The 877-nt window shown below is 82.7% G+C and carries 1 protein-coding gene; it reads right to left on the reverse strand.

Annotation, left to right across the window (positions count from 1 at the left end; all coding sequences use genetic code 11):
• On the reverse strand, positions 1–877 hold an 877-nt coding region (locus GTR00_RS21835; RefSeq protein ID WP_166613582.1), incomplete at both ends, for a serine/threonine-protein kinase.

Raw genomic sequence — 877 nt, forward strand, 5'->3', positions numbered from 1 at the left:
GCCGGGCGCACGCCGCCGCCGCCTGCGCCAGCTCCCCGGGGGTGGGGCGGCGCGCCGGACGGCGGTGCAGCCCCTCGCGCAGCACGGCGAGCAGCTCGGTGGAGGTGCCGCGCGGCAGGGTGGACCCGGCGCGGCGCGCCGACCAGCGCGTCACCCCGCCCGGACCCGCCGGCGGCACCTCGCCCGTCAGCGCCCACCACGCGACGGCGGCCAGGCCGTGGACGTCGGAGGCGGCACCGAGGTCGCCGCCGGCCAGGACGGCCGGGTCGGCGAAGCCGGGGGTGCCCAGCACGCTGCCGTGCTGCCGGCCCAGCGCCCGGGCCAGGCCGAGGTCGGCGAGCAGCGGCTCGCCGCGGGCGTCGAGCAGCACGTTGCCGGGCGAGACGTCCCCGTGCACCACGCCCGCCGAGTGCAGCTCCTCCAGGGCCGGCCCGAGCACGGACAGCAGCCCGACGACCTCGGCGGCCCCCAGGCGCCCCCGCTGCTGCACCGCGCGGGCGAGGCTGCCGCCGGGGGCCAGCTCGAGCACGAGCACCGGGCGGCCCGAGGCGTCGCGGGAGATGTCGTGCACGGCCACCACGCGCGGGTGGCGCACGCGCCGCAGCAGGGACAGCTCGCGCAGCAGGTCCTGCGCGTCCCCGGCCTCCCCCGCGCCGGGCCCGTCCGCCAGCGGCTGCAGCACCTTCAGCGCGCGCAGCACCCCGTCCGGGCCGGCGCCGGCCCACACCACGGCCGAGCCGCCGGCGCCCAGCAGGTGGCGCACCTCGTAGCCGTCCACCCGCGGCGGCCGCCGGCGGGGGTCCTCGCGCAGCTCCGCCAGGGCCGCCCGGCGGGCCGCGCGCACCGCCCCCGCCGGGCGGCCCTGGCGGAGCTGCGC

The sequence above is a fragment of the Kineococcus indalonis genome (assembly GCF_009906395.1).
Classification (GTDB): domain Bacteria; phylum Actinomycetota; class Actinomycetes; order Actinomycetales; family Kineococcaceae; genus Kineococcus; species Kineococcus indalonis.